Origin of the sequence: Diaphorobacter ruginosibacter, assembly GCF_040396215.1 — a bacterium.
Lineage (GTDB): Bacteria > Pseudomonadota > Gammaproteobacteria > Burkholderiales > Burkholderiaceae_C > Diaphorobacter_A > Diaphorobacter_A ruginosibacter_A.
The window spans coordinates 1-16,457 of sequence record NZ_JBEBOW010000086.1; the positions used below are offsets into that span (position 1 = coordinate 1).

The 16,457-nt window shown below is 65.0% G+C and carries 15 protein-coding genes; 7 read left to right on the plus strand and 8 right to left on the minus strand.

Going from position 1 to position 16,457, the window contains the following annotated elements:
• Positions 1-250 precede the first annotated feature (250 nt).
• Positions 251-2,161 carry a glutamine--fructose-6-phosphate transaminase (isomerizing) gene (glmS, locus tag ABWP92_RS11465; RefSeq protein WP_353235513.1) on the minus strand — a complete coding sequence of 637 codons (1,911 nt, stop codon included), beginning with the start codon at positions 2,159-2,161 and terminating at the stop codon, positions 251-253.
• A 177-nt stretch (positions 2,162-2,338) separates the two neighbouring features.
• On the opposite strand from glmS, the gene ABWP92_RS11470 reads away from it, so the two are divergent.
• The 3 genes from ABWP92_RS11470 to ABWP92_RS11480 all read left to right on the plus strand — a co-directional run bounded on the left by ABWP92_RS11470 (position 2,339) and on the right by ABWP92_RS11480 (position 4,388).
• A complete protein-coding gene (locus ABWP92_RS11470; protein ID WP_353235514.1) occupies positions 2,339-2,824 on the plus strand; it encodes an Lrp/AsnC family transcriptional regulator in 486 nt (161 codons plus the stop codon).
• A gap of 230 nt (positions 2,825-3,054) precedes the next feature.
• Positions 3,055-4,029 carry a DnaJ C-terminal domain-containing protein gene (locus ABWP92_RS11475; protein ID WP_353235515.1) on the plus strand — a complete coding sequence of 325 codons (975 nt, stop codon included), beginning with the start codon at positions 3,055-3,057 and terminating at the stop codon, positions 4,027-4,029.
• Between the two features lie 23 nt (positions 4,030-4,052).
• A complete protein-coding gene (locus ABWP92_RS11480) occupies positions 4,053-4,388 on the plus strand; it encodes a chaperone modulator CbpM (RefSeq protein ID WP_353235516.1) in 336 nt (111 codons plus the stop codon).
• 54 nt (positions 4,389-4,442) lie between these two features.
• Here ABWP92_RS11480 and glmU read toward each other — a convergent pair whose 3' ends face one another.
• Together glmU and ABWP92_RS11490 are read right to left on the minus strand one after the other, a co-directional pair.
• Positions 4,443-5,873 (minus strand): bifunctional UDP-N-acetylglucosamine diphosphorylase/glucosamine-1-phosphate N-acetyltransferase GlmU, encoded by a 1,431-nt coding sequence (glmU, locus tag ABWP92_RS11485; RefSeq protein WP_353235517.1) that lies wholly within the window; start codon positions 5,871-5,873, stop codon positions 4,443-4,445.
• Between the two features lie 60 nt (positions 5,874-5,933).
• Positions 5,934-6,254: a DUF2917 domain-containing protein gene (locus ABWP92_RS11490; protein WP_353235518.1), complete on the minus strand. Its 321-nt coding sequence runs from the start codon at positions 6,252-6,254 to the stop codon at positions 5,934-5,936.
• 128 nt (positions 6,255-6,382) lie between these two features.
• Between ABWP92_RS11490 and ABWP92_RS11495 the strand changes: the two genes are divergently transcribed.
• Positions 6,383-7,396, plus strand: a complete 1,014-nt coding sequence (locus ABWP92_RS11495) for a LysR substrate-binding domain-containing protein (protein ID WP_353235519.1) — start codon at positions 6,383-6,385, stop codon at positions 7,394-7,396.
• A 37-nt stretch (positions 7,397-7,433) separates the two neighbouring features.
• Here ABWP92_RS11495 and tyrS read toward each other — a convergent pair whose 3' ends face one another.
• The gene (tyrS, locus tag ABWP92_RS11500) at positions 7,434-8,669 is read right to left on the minus strand and encodes a tyrosine--tRNA ligase (RefSeq protein WP_353235520.1); all 1,236 of its coding nucleotides are present in this window, start codon (positions 8,667-8,669) and stop codon (positions 7,434-7,436) included.
• A gap of 212 nt (positions 8,670-8,881) precedes the next feature.
• Between tyrS and ABWP92_RS11505 the strand changes: the two genes are divergently transcribed.
• Both ABWP92_RS11505 and ABWP92_RS11510 read left to right on the plus strand, forming a co-directional pair.
• Positions 8,882-10,246, plus strand: coding sequence for a peptidoglycan DD-metalloendopeptidase family protein (locus tag ABWP92_RS11505; protein WP_353235521.1), 1,365 nt, complete (start codon positions 8,882-8,884; stop codon positions 10,244-10,246).
• A gap of 54 nt (positions 10,247-10,300) precedes the next feature.
• Complete coding sequence (locus ABWP92_RS11510) at positions 10,301-11,437, plus strand: anhydro-N-acetylmuramic acid kinase (protein WP_353235522.1); 1,137 nt, start codon at positions 10,301-10,303, stop codon at positions 11,435-11,437.
• Between the two features lie 105 nt (positions 11,438-11,542).
• On the opposite strand, the gene erpA is transcribed toward ABWP92_RS11510, so the two are convergent.
• The 4 genes from erpA to ABWP92_RS11530 all read right to left on the minus strand — a co-directional run bounded on the left by erpA (position 11,543) and on the right by ABWP92_RS11530 (position 15,221).
• Positions 11,543-11,911: an iron-sulfur cluster insertion protein ErpA gene (gene erpA, locus ABWP92_RS11515; protein WP_353235523.1), complete on the minus strand. Its 369-nt coding sequence runs from the start codon at positions 11,909-11,911 to the stop codon at positions 11,543-11,545.
• Positions 11,912-12,197: 286 nt separating this feature from the next.
• Complete coding sequence (rpsI, locus tag ABWP92_RS11520; RefSeq protein WP_353235524.1) at positions 12,198-12,590, minus strand: 30S ribosomal protein S9; 393 nt, start codon at positions 12,588-12,590, stop codon at positions 12,198-12,200.
• A 10-nt stretch (positions 12,591-12,600) separates the two neighbouring features.
• Positions 12,601-13,029: a 50S ribosomal protein L13 gene (rplM, locus tag ABWP92_RS11525; protein WP_353235525.1), complete on the minus strand. Its 429-nt coding sequence runs from the start codon at positions 13,027-13,029 to the stop codon at positions 12,601-12,603.
• A gap of 236 nt (positions 13,030-13,265) precedes the next feature.
• The gene (locus ABWP92_RS11530; RefSeq protein WP_353235526.1) at positions 13,266-15,221 is read right to left on the minus strand and encodes a serine/threonine protein kinase; all 1,956 of its coding nucleotides are present in this window, start codon (positions 15,219-15,221) and stop codon (positions 13,266-13,268) included.
• A gap of 289 nt (positions 15,222-15,510) precedes the next feature.
• On the opposite strand from ABWP92_RS11530, the gene ABWP92_RS11535 reads away from it, so the two are divergent.
• Positions 15,511-16,389: a 23S rRNA (adenine(2030)-N(6))-methyltransferase RlmJ gene (locus tag ABWP92_RS11535; protein ID WP_353235527.1), complete on the plus strand. Its 879-nt coding sequence runs from the start codon at positions 15,511-15,513 to the stop codon at positions 16,387-16,389.
• The last annotated feature ends 68 nt before the right edge of the window (positions 16,390-16,457 follow it).

Genomic DNA, 16,457 nt, shown 5'->3' on the forward strand with positions numbered 1-16,457 from the left:
AGGGTTGTGTTAGCAGCTCTAAATATTCTGAGCATTGCCAATTTGTGGTGAGCCGCCCCGGTTTCAATCCATCACCAGCATCGGAATGCTTGCGGGATCAAACCGCTGCGCAGGAGCATGCGGAGTGCCTCATCGACATACCGGAGGCATATCGCGTTCCGGTGTGAACCTCACAAGCGTTTTACCCACGCTCTTCGCGGCGGATGCCGATGCCACAGGTTGCACGCGGCTGGCAGGCCCGCATGCAGGGTCACTCCACCGTCACGCTCTTGGCCAGATTGCGCGGCTTGTCCACGTCCGTGCCGCGTGCCACGGCCGTATGGTAGGCGAGCAGTTGCAGCGGCACCACGTGCAGGATCGGGCTGAGCGCGCCGTAGTGTTCCGGCATGCGGATGACGTGCATGCCCTCCTCGCTTTCGATCTGCGAGTCTCCATCAGCCAGCACGTATAGCACGCCGCCGCGCGCGCGCACTTCCTGCATGTTGCTCTTGAGTTTCTCGAGCAGTTCGTCATGCGGTGCGACGGTGACGACGGGCATGCTGCTGGTGACCAGCGCCAGCGGGCCGTGCTTGAGTTCGCCCGCCGGATAGGCTTCGGCGTGGATGTAGCTGATCTCCTTGAGCTTGAGCGCGCCTTCCAGCGCGACGGGATAGTGCATGCCACGTCCCAGGAACAGCGCGTTTTCCTTGGTGGCGAAATCCTCCGACCAGCTGATGATCTGCGGCTCCAGCGCGAGCACGGATTGCAGCGCGACGGGCAGGTGGCGCATGGACTGGAGGTATCTGGTTTCCTGCTCTTGCGAGAGGCGCCCCTTGGATTGCGCGAGCGCCAGCGTCAGCAGGAAAAGGCCTAGCAGTTGCGTGGTGAACGCCTTGGTCGAGGCCACGCCGATCTCCACCCCGGCGCGGGTGATGTAGGCCAGCTCGCACTCGCGCACCATCGCGCTGGTGGCGACGTTGCAGACGGTGAGCGTGTGCGTCATGCCGAGGCTTTGCGCATGGCGCAGCGCGGCGAGCGTGTCCGCGGTTTCACCGGACTGGCTGATGGTCACGACCAGCGTCCTGGGGTTGGGGACGCTGGTGCGGTAGCGGTATTCGCTGGCGACTTCGACATTGCACGGAATGCCCGCGATCGCCTCGAGCCAGTACTTCGCCGTGCAGCCGCTGTAGTAGCTGGTGCCGCAGGCAAGGATCAGCACGGAGTCGATTTCCTTGAACACGCGCCAGGCCGACGTCTGCGTCCTGCCTTCGGAGTCGGCGCCATCGAACAGCTCCGGGACGATGGCCTGCAGTCCTTCGAGCGTGTCGCCGATGGCGCGGGGCTGCTCGAAGATTTCCTTTTGCATGTAGTGGCGGTACGGCCCGAGCTCCGCGGCTCCGCTGTGCGCGCGCACGGTGCGCACGGGGCGCTGCTGACCGTCCATGCGCTGGCCGTCATGGTTGATGATCCAGTAGCGGCCCGGTTGCAGATCGACGAGATCGCCTTCCTGCAGATAGATGATCTGATCGGTCACTCCAGCCAGCGCCATGGCATCGCTGGCCAGGAAGTTGGCGTTGTCGCCCACGCCCAGGACCAGGGGCGAGCCGGCGCGGGCGCCCACGACGCGATGCGGCTCGTCCTTGTGGATGACCGCAATCGCATACGCGCCGCGCAGTTGCGCGACCGCGGCCCTGACCGCTTCGAACAGATCACCGTCATAGAGGCTGTCCACGAGATGGGCGATCACTTCGGTATCGGTCTGGCTGGAGAACATGTAGCCGCGCGCCTGCAGCATGTGGCGCAGTTCGAGGTAGTTCTCGATGATGCCGTTGTGCACCAGCGCCACGCGCCCCGCGCGGCCGGTCTCGGCGGGCGCCGCATGGGGGCCGTGGCTGAAATGCGGGTGCGCATTGTGCACCGCCGGCGCGCCGTGTGTCGCCCAGCGGGTGTGCGCAATGCCGGTGGCTCCCTCGATGTGTTCCGCATCGACCTGGGCCTGAAGCTCGGCGACGCGCGCGGTGCTGCGCGCCCGGCGAAGGCCGCCTGCGGGCCTGTTGCCCAGGCTCGCCTCATGGACGGCCACGCCGCAGGAGTCATAGCCGCGATATTCGAGCCGCTGCAGGCCCTGGACCAGGATGGGAACAATATTGCGCTGGGATACCGCGCCGACGATGCCGCACATATGCCGAAACTCCTTTGCAGGAACCGAATCCTGCTGACAACGATGAATACCGTGCTCTCACGATGGGTGGCATGTTAAGCACGATGAGTTAAAATTTCTGATTGTTTTTCATTGATGAGTGAAATTAAATTTCTCCAAATGTGCCGTGAGAAATATTTTTTCATTAATCAGAAATTTATGGAATATCCTGAATCCATCGACAGCGTGGACCGCCAGCTTCTCGACCTGCTGCAGCAGGACGCGTCGCTGAGCAACCAGGCCCTGGCCGAGCGGGTGCATGTCTCGCCACCCACCTGCCTGCGACGGGTGCGCCGCCTGCATGAACTCGGGCTGATCGAGCGGCAGGTGGCGCTGCTGCAGCCTGACAGGCTGGCGCGGCTGCAAGGGCACGGACTGAGCGCCATCGTCGAGATCACGCTGGATCAGCAAGGCGCGGAGCATCTCGACGCATTCGAGGCTCTGGCCATCGCGGATGAGCAGGTGCAGCAATGCTGGCGCGTCTCGCCCGGCCCCGACTTTGTCCTGGTGGTGCGCGTGAACGACATGCCCGCCTACCATGCGCTGGCGCAGCGCCTGTTCACGCAGCATGCGAATGTGCGCAACGTGAAGGCATTCTTTGCCACGCATCGCGCCAAATTCGACACCCGCATTCCGCTGGCGTGAATGGCGTCGCACGATGCGTCTCGGTGGTCCATTGCCGAATATTGCGCTTGAATATCGGGCGATAGCCGTCATCTTCCGGTATCGGCAATACACTGTTCCCGCACTGCGACGCAACGCTTTTCCCGGTCGTTGCGGCATTGGCCTACGGATTGCCAGCCATCTCCCCTTTAGAGTGTTTTCCATTCCGCCCGCCCCCGTCCGGCGGCGGTTGCGGCTCAGGAGCTTGATGCATGGAATTCAAGGACTACTACAAGATTTTGGGCGTCGACAAGAACGCCTCCGCGGATGAGATCAAGAAGGCGTACCGCAAGCTCGCCCGCAAATACCATCCCGACGTCAGCAAGGAAAAGGATGCCTCCCAGCGCATGGCCGAAGTCAACGAGGCCAATACCGTGCTGTCCGATCCTGAAAAACGCGCCGCCTACGACAATCTGGGCAAGGAAGGCGCCTACCGCTCCGGCCAGGACTTCCGTGCGCCACCCAATTGGGATGCAGGGTTCGAATTCTCCGAACATGGCGACAGCGCGGGCATGGACAGCGCCGCGTTCAGCGATTTCTTCGAGCAGATGTTCGGGCGCGCCGCGCGCGCGCAGCGCGGTGCGGGCGGCGGCGGATTTCACGGGGGGCCGCCGCCATCGCAGCGCGGCGAGGATCATCACGCCAAGATCGAGCTGGATCTGCGCGACGCCTACACGGGCGCCGAGCGCATGCTCAGCCTGCGTGGCGCCCGGCTGGATGAGAGCGGGCACCTCGTCAACCAGGAAAGGCAGCTGCAGGTCACCATCCCCAAGGGCGTGCGCGAAGGCCAGCTCATCCGCCTCTCCGGCCAGGGCAGTCCCGGCTACGGCGGAGCGCCCAACGGCGACCTGTTCCTCGAAGTGCAGTTCAAGCCCGATCCACGGCTGCGCGCGCAGGACCGCGACGTCTATCAGAGCGTCAACGTCTCGCCCTGGGAAGCCGAGCTGGGCGGCCCCATCCAGGTCACCACGCCGGGTGGAGCCACGGTCGAGGTGAACGTGCCGGCGCACTGGAAAAGCGGCCGCAAGCTGCGCCTGAAGGAACGCGGCATTCCGGCGGCGACGCCGGGCGATCTGTATCTGGAGCTGCATGTGGTCCTGCCCCCTGCCTCCACCGACGAGCAGCGCGCCGCATACAGCAACATGGCCAGGACGTTCGCGCAGTTCAATCCGCGCGGCGGCCAGTAATCAGCCTGCGAGGAGTTTTTGCCATGCCGACACAAACACACACCCCCGCGACGCGCGCGCTTGCCGAGCTGCTGGATGACGAACGTTCGCTGAGCCTGGAAGACCTGGCGCGGGCATGCGCCATGGCCCCCGGCTGGGTCACGGCCCATGTCTGCGACGGCTTGCTGCAGGCCGAGCAAAGCGCCGGCGCGTGGCGCTTCACCAGCACCACGGTGATCCGCGCCCGCCGCCTCGCAAGGCTGGAGTCCACTTTCGACGCCGACCCGCAACTGGCCGCTCTCACCACGGACCTGATGGAAGAGGTGGCGCAGCTCAAGCGGCAGATGCAGCAGCTGCAGGCGGCGCTCAACAGCCGCTGAAAACCGTCTCCAGGGTCCGTGGGCCGTTCATGAAAATGCCCGGCAAGCTGCGGGCTACTTCTTTCGTGGACGCGTCCAGTTCGCGATGCTGACCTGCTTGCCGCGCGCCACGGACAGGGCGCCGGGCGCGGTGTCCTTGGTGATGGTGGAGCCGCCGCCCACGGTTCCGCCCGCGCCGATCGTCACGGGCGCCACCAGCACGCAGTTGCTGCCCACGTGCACGTCCGCCTCGATCACGGTGCGGTGCTTGTTCGCGCCATCGTAGTTGGCGGTGATGCTGCCCGCGCCGTAGTTCACGCGCTCGCCCACCGCGGCGTCGCCCAGATACGCCAGGTGATTGGCCTTTGCGCCGTCGGCCAGCGTGGAGTTCTTCACCTCCACGAAATTGCCGATATGCACCTCGCGCCCCAACTGCGCGCCCGGACGCAGCCGCGCGAACGGGCCGACGAGCGCGCCCTCGCCCACCATGGCTCCCGCCTTCTCGCCGTCGATGTGCGTGTAGGGATGGATCACCGCGCCAGCGGCGATCGTCACGTTGCCGATATGGCAGTACGCGCCGATGCGCGCACCCTCGCCGATCTCGACCCTTCCCGAGAAGATGCAGCCCACGTCGATCTCCACATCGGCGCCGCAGTTGAGCTGCGCCAACGCGCCGATGCGCCCGTCGTCGCGCAGGTCGAAGCGCGCCGGATCGGCCAGGCGCACGCCCTGTTCCATCAGCGCCTTTGCCTGGCGCAACTGGTGCGCGCGCTCGAGCTCCGCCAGTTGGACCGGACTGTTCACCCCCGCCACCTGCAGGGCATCGTCGATGCAATGGCCCACGACCGGAACGCCGTCGGCCACGGCCATCGCAACCACATCGGTGAGGTAGTACTCCTGCTGCGCGTTGTTGTTGTCCAGGCGCGCCAGCCATTGCCTGAGCCTGGCCGCCGGCGCCGCCATGATGCCGCTGTAGATCTCGCGGATGGCCCGCTGTTCATCATTCGCATCCTTGTGCTCGACGATACGCCGCACCTCGCCGTCGGCGTTGCGCACGATACGGCCATAACCCCCCGGATCGGGCAGCCGCACGGTGAGCAGCGCCAGCCTGTCGCCGCCCGATGCCGCCACCAGGTCGGCCACCGTTCGCGTCTCGGTCAGCGGCACGTCGCCGGAGAGAACGACCACCACCCCATCCTCGTCGGACAGCCTGGGCACGGCCTGCTGCACGGCATGGCCGGTTCCCAGTTGAGGCTCCTGCCGCACGAACTGCAGATCGGGCGCCGCATCGCCGGGCAGCCTGAATGCGCGGCCCGCCGCCTCCACCTCGTCCGCGCCGTGCCCCGTCACCACCACCATCCGGCGCGGAGACAGGCGCTGGGCCTCGGCCATCACATGCTGCAGCAGCGGCCGCCCCGCCAGTCGCTGCAGAACCTTGGGGATGCGGCTTTTCATGCGCGTTCCCTTGCCCGCGGCCATGATGATGATGTCGAGTTGCGCTGTCATGTGAGTGTGATGGCGGGCCCGCCAGGCGCCGGACTCGCAAATAAAGATGCAAAGCGCCGATTATCCCGCCTTCGCGGCGGACCATCGATAGCGCACCGCCTGACCGGCAAGCGGCTCCAGCACCACGTGGCGCCCGGCCCGCACCTCGAGCACCTGCCCGGCGGCGAGCACCAGATCCTGATCGGCGGGCGCTGCTTCGCGCCCTGGCGCATCGCCCAAGGTAATCCACGCGCTGCCGCTGCACGCCAGCAATTGCAGGCGCATCGGCCCGCGGCTGCGCAGGCTGACCGCATTGCCCGCGCGCAGCGTGTGCAGATCGAAGAACCGCAGCGGCGCGACACTGCTGCTTTGTTGCGAATCCGGAACATGAATGGCCGTCATCTCTCGCTCCCCGTGCCCGTACAAGGCGGTTGAATGAGAGAGGATTTGACGCGAGACGCTTTCCATCGTCCAATGAAATGCAATCCCTCGATAGATGCGAAAACAGCATCAATCCACTGCACGCAGCCATGAAACCCAGCCCGCCCGCACCACCCACGCCGCCGCCCATTGCGCACCTGCGCACCCGTCCCGTTTCCGTCGGCAACTGGCGCGCCTTTCTTGCCGTGGCGCGGCATCTGAATTTCCGCGCCGCCGCGGATGAAATGGCGCTGACCCAATCGGCCGTGAGCCGGCAGATCCAGGCGCTGGAGGAGGAGGTGGGCGTGCCGCTGTTCCTGCGCCACACCCGCGCGGTGGAGCTGACCACCGCGGGCGGCCAGCTTTTCCAGACGCTCACGCCCGCGCTCGAGCGGCTGGACGCGGCCGTGCGCATGGTGCGCCAGTCGGCGGGGCGCAAGAACGTGGCGCTCACCACCTGGGCCAGCTTTGCCTCGATGTGGCTGATCCCGCGCCTGGAGGACTTCCAGCGCAGCTACCCGGACATCGACATCCGCATCGACGCGAGCGACAACCTCGTCGACATGGACACTTCGGACGTGGACCTGGCCCTGCGCTCGGCCGTTCCCGGCACGCAGGCGGCGGGAGCGGTACGCCTGTTCGGCGAGCAACTCTGCGTGGCCGGCAGCCCCTGGCTTCTCAAGAGCCGGCCACCGGTGAAAACACCCGCCGACGTGGCAGGCTTCACGCTGATCGAAGCCGGGGATGCGCACCGGCTGCCCTATTTCGAATGGATCACCTGGCGCCGCTGGTTCGAGGTGAACGGCGTCTCGCGCCTGCAGCCGCAGCGCTGGCTGTACTTCAACTATGCCCAGCAGATCGCGCAGTCCACACTCGCGGGCCAGGGCCTGTCGCTGGCCCGCATGCCGCTGATCGCGGACAGCCTGGCCGCCGGCGATCTCGTGGAAGTGCTGCCGGGCCACCGGCTCGACTCGCCGCTGGCCTACTGGCTGCTCGTCGGTCCTCGCAGCGCGCAGCGCCCGGAAGTACAGGCCTTCCGCGCGTGGCTGCTGCTGCAGGCGCAGCTCACGCGCGAGGCCATCGGGGAAATACCCGATCCCGATATGCGGGACGACCTCGCATAAGGACGCGCCACCGCCGCTGGCGGCGCGGCTGGCGCGATCAGGCCGTCAGGGTGACGCGCGCGAACTTGCGCTTGCCCACCTGGAGCACGAAAGTGCCCGCATCGACCTTCAGCCCCCGGTCGCTCACCACGGCGCCGTCGATACGCACGCCGCCGCCGTCGATCAGGCGGTTGGCCTCGCTGGTGGATGGGGCCAGGCTGGCCTGCTTGAGCAGCGCGCCAATACCCAGCGGCGCGCCCGGCAGCCGCACCTCGGGAATGTCGTCCGGAATGCCGCCCTTGGAGCGGTTGATGAAATCCTGCTGCGCCGCCTCAGCCGCCGCCGCGCTGTGAAAGCGCGCCGTGATCTCCTTGGCCAGCAGCACCTTCGCATCCTTGGGATTGCGGCCGCCCTGCACTTCCTGCCTGAGCGCGGCGATGTCCTCCAGACTCTTGAAGGACAGCAGGGTGTACCAGTCCCACATCAAATCATCCGAGATCGACAGCACCTTGGCGAACATGGTGTTGGCGTCCTCGGTGATGCCGATATAGTTGTTCTTGGACTTGGACATCTTGTTTTCGCCGTCCAGCCCCACCAGCAAGGGCATGGTCAGCACGCACTGGGGCTCCTGGCCATACTCCGATTGCAGATGCCTGCCCATCAGCAGGTTGAACTTCTGATCGGTTCCGCCCAATTCCAGGTCCGATTTCAGCGCCACCGAGTCATAGCCCTGCAGCAGCGGGTAGAGGAACTCATGCAGGCTGATCGAGCTGCCGTCCGTGAAGCGCTGATGGAAGTCATTGCGCTCCATCATGCGGGCCACGGTGTACTTGGCGGACAGCTGAATCATGCCGCGCGCACCCAATTGATCGCACCACTCGCTGTTGTAGCGCAGCTCGGTCTTTGCCGGGTCAAGCACCTTGTAGGCCTGATCACGGTAGGTTTCTGCATTGATCTTGATCTGTTCGGCAGTCAGGGGCGGACGAGTGGTGTTTCGCCCGGATGGATCGCCAATCAGGGTCGTGAAATCGCCGATCAGGAAAATCACCGTATGCCCCAGATCCTGGAGCTGGCGCATCTTGTTGAGCACCACGGTATGGCCGATATGGATGTCGGGAGCCGTGGGATCGAGGCCCAGCTTGATGCGCAGCGGCACGCCCGTCGCCTCCGAACGCGCCAGCTTCAGCGTCCAGTCCTCCTTGGGGAGAAGTTCGTCAACACCGCGCAATGTGATTTCGAGCGCTCGTCTTACACCGTCTGTGACCGGGTGTGTTGTAACAGCTGAATGATTCATAAGGGTTTTTCTGGGTGTCTGCGTCGCCTTGATCGTTATACTTCATGGCTTCGATGCGATGCAGGATTCTAGTGGGCTCTCAATGGAAAGTTCACCCCGTGCCTGCAACCGCACACCAGAATACTGCGATATCCACTCTCACCTCTCCTCCTTGTCCGAAGTTACAAGTTCTGGTCCGAGTCCGGATACGCCATAGCCCAGGGGTATGACTTTTGAAGCAAGGTTTAACCACTGCCTATTCTGTATTGGCTGAGCGCCTCTACCAGATAGCCCAGAACCATCCAAAGCGTATTGCGGCCGCCGTGGCGGCCATTCTTATGACCGGCGGCGGCGGCGCCTTCGCCGTGGCCAATCTGGGACCCGATCCCGCCGACATTCCCGCGCGCACCGTCAGCCAGGCCGTGGTATCGCTGGCCCAGGACAAGCCCCTGTCCTCGCTGGTGGATATTCCCAGTTTCTCCCTGTACCGCTCCGACGCCACGCGCGCCAACGACAGCGCCGAGAGCCTGCTGCAGCGCATGGGCGTGGCCGACCCTTCGGCCGCGGCTTTCCTGCGCTCCAACGAGCTCGTGCGCCAGAATCTGCTGGGCCGCACCGGCCGCTCGGTCACCGCGGAAACCACCGAAGACCATCGCCTCACTCAGCTGACGGCACGCTGGGCTCCCGATGACAGCGGCCTCTTCAAGCGCCTCGTCGTGAAGAACACCGGCGGCGGCCAATTTTCCGCCGTGATCGAATCAGCCCCGCTGACCGTGGGCAGCCGCCTGGCCGGCGGCATCATCCGCAATTCGCTGTTCGCCGCCACCGACGCATCGAACATCCCGGACTCCATCGCCGTTCAACTGGCCGACGTGTTCTCCAGCAACATCGACTTCCATCGCGCGCTACGCAAGGACGACCGCTTCTCCGTGGTCTACGAGACGCTCGAGGCCGATGGAGAGCCGCTGCGGGCGGGCCGCCTGCTGAGCGCCGAATTCCACAACAACGGCAAGACGTTCGACGCGATCTGGTTCCAGGAAGCCGGTGCGAGCAAGGGCTCGTACTACACGCTCGCCGGCGACAGCATGCAGCGGGCCTTCCTCACCTCGCCGGTCGAATTCACCCGCATCAGCAGCGCATTCTCGATGCGCCTGCACCCCATCCTGAAAACCTGGCGCGCCCACAACGGCACCGATCTGGCAGCCCCTGCCGGAACGACGGTGCGCACCGTCAGCGATGGCGTCGTAAGCTTCGCCGGTGTCCAGAATGGCTATGGCAACGTGATTTATATCAAGCACGCCGGCAACCAGGAAACCGTCTACGCCCACCTGAGCCGCATCGACGTGAAGCAGGGCCAGGCCGTCGAGCAAGGCCAGAAGATCGGCGCCGTCGGCTCCACCGGCTGGGCCACCGGCCCCCACCTGCATTACGAGCTGCGGGTCAACGGTCAGCAGCGCGATCCCATGGCCAACGCGTTGGCAAGCAATGCGGCCCGCCCGATCTCGAAATCGGCGCGCCCCGCCTTCGACCGCCTGGCCGAGAACATGCGCGTGCAGCTATCGTCGGCAGCCATGCTGTCCACGGCGCAGGCCGAGTAAGCCCCCCGTCACGTCAACCCCTTTCACCCGCTGCGCCCGCGCGGCGGCGACACCATGCCCCAGCATCACGGCAACGCCGCAGGCGGCCGATTCATCGGCCTGATGTCCGGCACTTCGCTGGACGGCGTGGACGGTGTGCTCGCGGCATTTTCGGATGAGGGCAAGGCATTGCTGCTCGGGCACGCCTGCCGTCCGTTTCCAGAAAGCCTGCGCGCCGAATTCCTCGCGCTCAACACCGCTGGCGGCAATGAACTGCACCGCGCGGCACTGGCCGCCAATTCGCTGGCCCGTATCTACGCCGAGGTCGTCCATGATCTGCTTGGCCAAAGCGGCATGGCCGCGGCGGACGTCACCGCCATCGGCGCCCATGGGCAGACCGTGCGGCACCGCCCGCATGAGTTCGACGCGACCGGCTACACCCTCCAACTGAACAACCCCGCCCTGCTCGCCGAGCTCTGCAAGATGACGGTCGTGGCCGATTTCCGCTCGCGCGACCTGGCCGCCGGAGGTCAGGGCGCGCCACTGGTTCCCGCTTTCCACCAAGGCATGTTCGGGAAAGACGGCGCCGCGGTAGCGGTGCTCAACCTGGGCGGCATTGCCAATCTCAGCGTGCTGCGCGCGGGCGGCAGCGTGCTCGGCTTCGACTGCGGACCCGCCAACGCATTGATGGACTACTGGTGCCACCGCCATACCGGCAAATGGTATGACGCCGACGGCGCCTGGGCCGCGCAAGGCCGGGTGATCGAGCCGTTGCTGGCCGCGTTGCTGCAGGAACCCTATTTCGCCCAGCTCCCGCCCAAGAGCACGGGCCGCGACCTGTTCAATCCCGAATGGCTGGAGCAAGGCCTCGCCATGCATCCGCAAGCCGATGCGCAGGACGTGCAGGCCACCCTGGCCGAACTCACCGCCATCAGTTGCGCGGATGAGATCAAACGCCTTGCGGGCGATGCCAGGGAACTGATCGTCTGCGGCGGCGGCGCGCTCAATCGCCACCTGATGAGCCGCCTCTCGGCCCATCTGCCCGGCGTCAGCGTGCTGTCGTCACAGGCGCACGGACTGGATCCGCAGCAGGTCGAGGCAGCAGCCTTTGCGTGGCTGGCCCGCCAGTGCCTGCTGGGACAGCCCGGCAACCTCGCCTCCGTCACGGGAGCGAGCGGCCCGCGCATTCTGGGGGCGATCTACCCCGCCTGAATCAACAAAGAGCGCACGCATAAAGCACAAAAGCCACCGTATCCGGTGGCTTTTGCGTTGACGGGGATGCCCGCATGAACGAGCAGGAAGGCCCCTGGCGCCGCTTCAGGCAGAGAAGCTCGAGCCACAACCACAAGTGGTTGTCGCGTTCGGGTTCTTGATCACGAACTGCGCGCCTTGAAGGTCTTCCTTGTAGTCGATCTCGGCGCCGACCAGATACTGATAGCTCATGGCATCGATCAGGAGGGACACGCCATTCTTGGTCATGGTGGTGTCGTCGTCGTTGGTGATTTCATCAAAAGTGAAACCGTACTGGAAACCCGAGCAGCCGCCCCCTTGAACGAACACGCGGAGCTTCAGATCCGGATTGCCTTCCTCGGCGATCAGGTCTGCCACCTTGGCAGCGGCGCTGTCGGTGAAGATGATCGGCTCGGGCATTTCTGTCGTGGTAGTGTTTTCTGCAACTGCGCTCATGGAATGAGACCCCTATAGAGACTTATGGACAGGATGCTACCGCAATGGGCGAGTGAATGCATCGGAAATATCGTTTGACGTCAGAGCCGTTGTGGGCATTCGATACAGGCTGGCGCGGGGGAGCTCCAACGACAAAAAAGGCCCCCCACGCTTCCCCGCCACGCGTGGTCCGCCGCCCCCCCCGAGGGGGCGCTTTTTGTCTTGGGCCGGCCCGGCGACAAAAAACCGCCACAAGGGCGGTTCTTTGCATATGCAGTTGCCGGAGCGACTCCGGCACACCAGCGGATCAACGCTTGGAGAACTGCTTTGCGCGACGGGCGGAGTGCAGACCGACCTTCTTACGCTCGACTTCGCGGGCGTCGCGGGTCACGTAGCCTGCCTGGCTCAGGACCGGCTTCAGACTTGCGTCGTAGTCGATCAGCGCACGGGTGATGCCGTGACGGGTCGCGCCGGCCTGGCCGGATTCGCCGCCGCCGTGCACGTTCACCTGGATGTCGAAGGTCTCGACATTGTCGGTGAGCACCAGAGGCTGCTTAGCGATCATGATGGAGGTTTGGCGGCCGAAGAACTGCTGAATGTCTTTGCCATTCACAGTGATCTTGCCGGAACCCTTCTTCAGAAACACGCGGGCGACGCTGGACTTGCGACGGCCGGTGCCATTGTTCCATTCACCAATCATTCAAGGCTCCTTAGATTTCCAGCACTTTGGGCTGCTGCGCCGTGTGCGGATGCTCGTCGCCACCGTACACTTTGAGCTTCTTGATCATGGCGTAGCCGAGGGGACCCTTGGGCAGCATGCCCTTGACGGCCTTCTCGAGTGCGCGGCCAGGATGCTTGGCTTGCAGATCGCGGAAGTTGGTGGCAGTGATGCCGCCGGGGAAGCCCGAGTGACGGTAGTACACCTTGTCGAGCGACTTGGTGCCGGTGACCTTGAGCTTGGATGCGTTGATGATGACGATATAGTCGCCGGTATCAACGTGAGGCGTGTAAATGGCCTTGTGCTTGCCGCGCAGACGGAGGGCAACTTCGCTGGCTACCCGTCCGAGCACCTTATCGGTGGCGTCAATCACAAACCACTCGTGCACAACCTCAGCGGGCTTTGCGCTGAATGTAGTCATGAGATTCTCTATTCAATGAGATGGTTTGGCGGTTCTTTTCCACGGTCGGTGCAACTCTGACGGAAGCCTCTTAGGTGGTATCACCTCGGATGGGGCGCTTGCGCGAATGCGTCAGCGCGTACCCAAAGGCGCTTTGCCGCGGAACCAATGAATCGCTGCAAAGACTTGGGATTATACAAACTTTCGGGATCTCCCCGCAAGCACGGGCGCGGACGGCATGCGCCAGCGAGGCGCGGCTATTGCGTATACATCTGCTTCTGGCGCCGTTCCTCTTCCCGGCGGCGGGCATTGTCCACGCAGGTCGGGTGGCTGAGCATGCCGGGCTTCTGGCATTCATTGTGGATGCACATGGGCCTGGCCAGAAAGCCCGCGTCGGCGCATGCTTCCTCGGGGCTCGGGCGCCTGGGCTGCGGTGGTTGCGGCGCTGGCTGCGGCGCGACTGCGGCAGCAGGCGCTGGCTCCGCAGCGGGCACCGGCTCGCGCGACGCGGGCACCGGTTCCGCCGCCTTGCGCTGCTGCGCCGCGCGCGGCTTGTGCTCCCTGGCCATCGGTGCCGGCGGCGCGGCGGCGTCACCCGACGCGGCGCCTTCAGCGCCGCTGTCCGCCATCAGCACCCCGTTACCGGAGTCGGGACTCGAGGCGGCCTCGGGCTCGGCCATCTCGGTGATGATCTCCGCGTCCGGCGTGGCCATGGCGACCCGCACCGGGTCCGCTGCGGCCTGCGACGCCGAAGGGGACGACATGAACCAGGCCGCAGCCCCCGCCAGCAGCACCAGGGCCGTCGCTGCCGACGCCAGCAGCATGCGGTCAGGCCTGCGCCTTGTGGATTTGCGGGATACCCCGACCCCACTTCCGGACTTGCGGGACGGCGGCTTGCCCGGGCGCTGGCCCGCGGTGCTGGAGGACGATGGCCGCCTGCCGCCGCCCGGACCCGGCGGCGAGCCCGCCGCAGCCACCGCCGGAGTCTCGAACGATGCATCGCGCGAATCCTCGAAATCCATGCCGCGCACGACAGTGTCCTGAAAATCCTGGGCATCGTCCCAGCCGCGATCCGTGCCGTTCGCCGCCAGGGGCGGCGGCGTGCCCGGCAGGTGCAGGACGGTCTGCTCCGTATCGGTATTGCGCGCCGTGGTGCTTGCCGCTGGTTCACCGAGATTCAGCAGATCGACCCCGCCCGCATCCGCCATGGGTTTTTCCATCCAGACATCGCCCAGTTCGCGCCTGAAATCAAACTTGTCCAAGGGGGCCGGAGCCACCGTCATGCCCATCTGCGCGAGCAATTCATCGACCGACCCATGCCGGTCGCCCGGCTGCAGCGCCAGCGCCTTGGCGATGGCTTCGATGAACGGCGCGGAATACTCGACCCCGAACTGCTTGCGCACGGTTCTCGCCACACGCCGGAACGGCACCATGCGGTCGCGGATCGAGCGCAGCGTGGACGGCAGCGGCGCGTCGTTGCAGATACAGCCGTAGATCACCGCCGCCAGCGAATAGATGTCGCTCCACGGGCCCGGCTTGAGTTCGCCGCCCACGTCCGCGTATTGCTCGATCGGTGCGTAGTTCACCTTGAGCACCGCCGTATGCTTGCGGTCGCGGTCGCCAATGGCAAAACGCGCCGCGCCCAGGTCCAGCAACACCGGCGGCCCGCTGTCCTGCAGGAAGATGTTGTCGGGCGAGATATCGCGGTGCAGCGTCTTGCCGTCATGCAGGACGCGCAACGCGCTGCAGACTGACCAGATCACGCTGCGCAGCCAAGCCTCCGGCGGCGGCGTGCGCATGCTCGCGCGCGCCTGCTTGAGCGTCATGCCCACATACAGCGGCATCACCATATAGGCGGTCTGATGGGCTTCCCAGAAACGGAACACCTTCACCAGCGAAGGATGATCGAACTGCGCGAGCAGGCGCGCCTCCTCGACGAAAGACGACAGTCCCGCCTGGAAGGCTGGTTCATCCGCCGAGGACCGCACCCAGACCGAATGGCCTTGCTGCGCGCGCCCCGCCAGCGCCGCCGGCATGTACTCCTTGATGGCGACGAAGCGCAGCAGCGAATGGTCGAAGGCCTGATAGACCATGCCAAACCCGCCCACCCCCAGCAGCCCGGCGATTTCGAACTCGCCCAGCCGTGCGCCCACGGGGAGTGCGTCGAGATGATCGACATCTCCAGGGCGGCGGAAATTGGAAACTTCGGACATAGGCAATCAGTGGCAACGGTGCGTCAGCATATTAGAGCCTGGGGAAGCGCCTGGCCGCGCCTGCCCCAAGCAACCCGGCCCGACATGCAAGAACAACAGCGCGGACGCCCCGGGCAAAGCGCATGCAGCCCCTTGGACTGAACGCGGGAGTACAAGCTTGTGCGCGCATCTTGCATCTTTGCATCCGCATAGAAAATGCACATTTTGCAACAAATCTGCTGGAAAATGATTTCGGCCAATTTTCTTTGTGAATGCGGCCCAACATCACTGCCAGACGTACACTGCGCGCATGTTCAGTTACCGACACGCATTCCACGCAGGCAATCACGCCGATGTGCTCAAGCACACCGTGCTGATCGCCGCCTTGCAGCATCTCACGCAGAAAGACACCGCCCTCACCGTATTCGACACGCACGCAGGCGCGGGGCTGTACCGGCTGGACAGCGAGTTCACGGAAACCAGCGGCGAGGCTGCCGACGGCGTGCAGCGCCTGTTCGATGTCCAGGGGCTGGAGCCCGCGCTGCAGGAATATCTCGACCTGGTGGCGTCCTTCAACACCGGCGGCTCGCACAAGGTCTATCCTGGCTCGCCTTTCATCTCGCAACGCCTGCTGCGCGAGCAGGACCGGCTCAAGCTGTTCGAACTCCATCCAACCGACACGCGCACGCTCAAGGCCAACATCGCCCAGCTCGATGCCGGGCGGCAAATCGCCGTCCTGCAGGAAGACGGCTTCGAAGGCGTGAAGAAATTCCTGCCGCCGCCGTCCAAGCGGGCGCTGCTGCTGTGCGATCCGAGCTATGAACTGAAGTCGGACTACGGGCGCGTGCTCGACATGATCGGAGATTCCCTCAAGCGCTTTCCCACCGGCGTATATGCCGTCTGGTATCCGATCATTCCCCGTCCCGAGGCGCACGACATGCCGCGCCGCCTGAAGGCGCTGGCCACGAAGGCCGGCAAGTCGTGGCTACACGCCGCGCTCACCGTGAAATCCAGCAAGATCAGCCTGGCGGCCACGGGAGGCCAGCGCCCCGGCCTGCCCGCAAGCGGCATGTTCCTGATCAATCCGCCATTCACCGTCAAGACGGCCCTGCAGAAGGCGCTGCCGCAGATGGCGCAATTGCTCGCCCAGGACCGCAACGCTTCTCACCTGCTGGAATCCGGCGGCTGATCCACGGACCTGAAGAAATGCCCCCTGAGAACGTGTTTACGATCTCTACGCAGCCGCGAGGAGATCGT